The 2,472-nt window shown below is 55.4% G+C and carries 3 protein-coding genes; 2 read left to right on the top strand and 1 reads right to left on the bottom strand.

Features of this window, described 5'->3' with window-relative positions:
• Nucleotides 1-11 precede the first annotated feature (11 nt).
• Nucleotides 12-839, top strand: a complete 828-nt coding sequence (locus BA066_07680; GenBank protein RDD52815.1) for a transposase — start codon at nucleotides 12-14, stop codon at nucleotides 837-839.
• Between the two features lie 31 nt (nucleotides 840-870).
• Nucleotides 871-1,578 carry an HAD family hydrolase gene (locus BA066_07675; GenBank protein RDD52814.1) on the top strand — a complete coding sequence of 236 codons (708 nt, stop codon included), beginning with the start codon at nucleotides 871-873 and terminating at the stop codon, nucleotides 1,576-1,578.
• Nucleotides 1,579-1,652: 74 nt separating this feature from the next.
• On the opposite strand, the gene BA066_07670 is transcribed toward BA066_07675, so the two are convergent.
• On the bottom strand, nucleotides 1,653-2,472 hold an 820-nt coding region (locus BA066_07670; protein ID RDD52813.1), incomplete at its 5' end, for a radical SAM protein.

Raw genomic sequence — 2,472 nt, 5'->3', positions numbered from 1 at the left:
GGAGGGGCTTTATGTCGGTCGAGGTTGAAGAGCCTCCCATCAGAGGGGGCGATAAGCCCCTCCACATCGATCTGGGAGTAGTGAATCTAGCTACTATCTGGTGTGAAGGTATGAGACAGCCGATATCCTTTTCGGGAAGAGCTGCCTTAGCCGACTGGTGGTATTGGACTGAGAAAATTGCGAAAGAGCAAAGGAGGTTAGCAGGGACAAATAGTGCTAGAACTTCAAGAAAGCTTAGGAAGCTATATAGGATGAGGCAGAGGAGGTTCAGGCACACGGTAAACGCTATGGTGAAGTGGATAGTTGAGTATGCCTCTGGGGAAGGCATCTCAAAAATAATCTTGGGCAACCTCAGAGGCATAAGGGGGAATCATGGGGGTTCTAAAACGAACTCCATGGTGAACAACTTCTGGAGCCACGGCTGGATAATACGGAGGCTTAAGGAGAAGGCTGAGGAGTATGGGATTATAGTAGAGGAGATTGACGAGCATGGGACTTCTAGTGAATGCCCATTCTGTGGTGCAAGGGGGGTTAGGAGACATAGGGGAATGTTCTATTGCCCAAAATGTGAGAAAGTAATGAATGCTGATGTTGTGGGTGTATTGAACATCGCCAAAAGGTATGGATCAATAATCCCGAGTCCCTCCTGGAGGGATAGGGATAACGGGGTCGTGGCAGACCCCTTGCTTCTAAGGTGGGATGGATGCAGGTGGGAGCCTAGAAGGGCTGTGAACACCGAAGAGATGAACGCCGTAGAAGCAAGAATCCCCTTGCTTAAGCAGGGGGAGTGTCAAACATGCGGAGGAACTGTCGTGTTCAGGCTGTTGAGAACTCAATAATTTTTAATGCTTATCGGCTCGCGGTGCCGCCATGCTCAGGGCGATCTCCTTCGACCTGTGGTTCACCCTGATATGGGAGACCAAGGAGGATGAGGAGCTCTACCTCAGGATGAGGCTGGAGTCCCTCAGGGACTTCCTGAGGGGGAGGGGCTATGAAGTCCCCCTGGAGACAATCAGGGACCTGTACCTGGCCACGAGGGACTTCAGGATGGTCGTGCCACCGAAGGAGCTCCTGAGGATGATCTTCATGCGGCTCGGCCTGAGGCTGGATGAGGGATCCCTCGAGGAGGCAAGCGAGGCTTATGCCGGCTCGACGGATTCCTTCGTACCTAAGGTGAATGAGGAGGCGGTTCAGGTGCTCCCCGAGCTGAGGAAGAGGGGAATAAGGCTGGCCCTCGTCACCAACACCTCATTCAGCGAGAGGAGCATCAGAGCGATCCTCAGGAACGTGAACCTGGATCACTTCGACGTCATCATCACTTCATGCGAATCCGGGTTCCTTAAACCGCAGAGGGAGATATTCTCGGCGCTCATCAGAAGGCTTGGCCTCACGGGATCCCAGGTTATGCACGTGGGCGACTCATGCTATCACGACGTGATAGGCGCATGGAACGCGGGCCTGAGGGCCCTTCACTACCCCAGGCTCATCCACCTGAGGGGAGCGAGCGAAGAGCCATGCGATTTCGAGAGGATAGACAGCCTCAGAAGGCTTATAGAGATCGTCGAGATGAGGGAGTGAGCTGACCGCATGGGGGCCTGAAGGAGATCGCGATCATAATTTAGGGACGCTCCCAGGGCCTTCTAGCGCCTAGCTCAAGTGTACTCCTCCCTGCTAAGCAGCCAGGGGTTCCCTATGTGAACCCTGGTCAATCCCTCCTCCCTGGCAGCCCTCTCAGCCTCAAGAGCATGCCTCCTGCTGGTCCTAGGGAGATCGCTCATGAGGAAGCTGGGATGAAATGCGAGCAGGCTGTAGGGGGTCTCCGGGTTCATCGAGGCTATGAACCTCGCTATCATCCTGACCTCCTCCTCATCCACGTAACCCGGGACCAGGAGTGTGCTAGCCGTGAAAAGGGGGACCTCCTCCCTCTCCCTTGACATCAGCAGAGCCCTCTCAGCGTTCCTATAGACGTGTCCGAGCTCCCTCCCGGTGAGGGCAAGGTACAGCTTGGGATCCCAGGCCTTAAGATCGAACTTCACGTTCCCCCCGCTCCTCATGGCCACGCTGAGCACGGCCTCGAATGTCCTGGGGTTGAAGTGCCCGTTCGTCTCCCAGCAGATCCTCATGAGTCCGGCCCTCCTCATCAGCTCCTTGGAGACGAGAAGGGCGTTGGCCACCTGAGGCGATGGGTCTCCGCCGAAGAAGCAGACGCAGGTGACCGGGTGGCTTAGCGCTGCTTCCACCAGCTTCTCATAGCTGACCAGAGGCCTCTTGCTTAGGGTGAGCTTCCTGAAGAACCAGTTCTGGCAGAAGAGGCAGTCAAGGTTGCATGCTCCATAGAAAACAGCTAGGTTGTAGTGACCCAACTCTGGTCCGTTCCTCAACGCCCATCTCGGATAACCAATTCCTGTGGAGGCTGGACAGAACCAGTGGGCCACGCAGTTCGTTGGGATCGGATCGTAGTAGTACTCCAGG

This window comes from Candidatus Korarchaeota archaeon NZ13-K, from assembly GCA_003344655.1.
Lineage (GTDB): Archaea > Korarchaeota > Korarchaeia > Korarchaeales > Korarchaeaceae > Korarchaeum.
The sequence above is the reverse complement of the archived record's forward strand: the minus strand, read 5'-3'. Positions and strand labels throughout refer to the sequence as shown.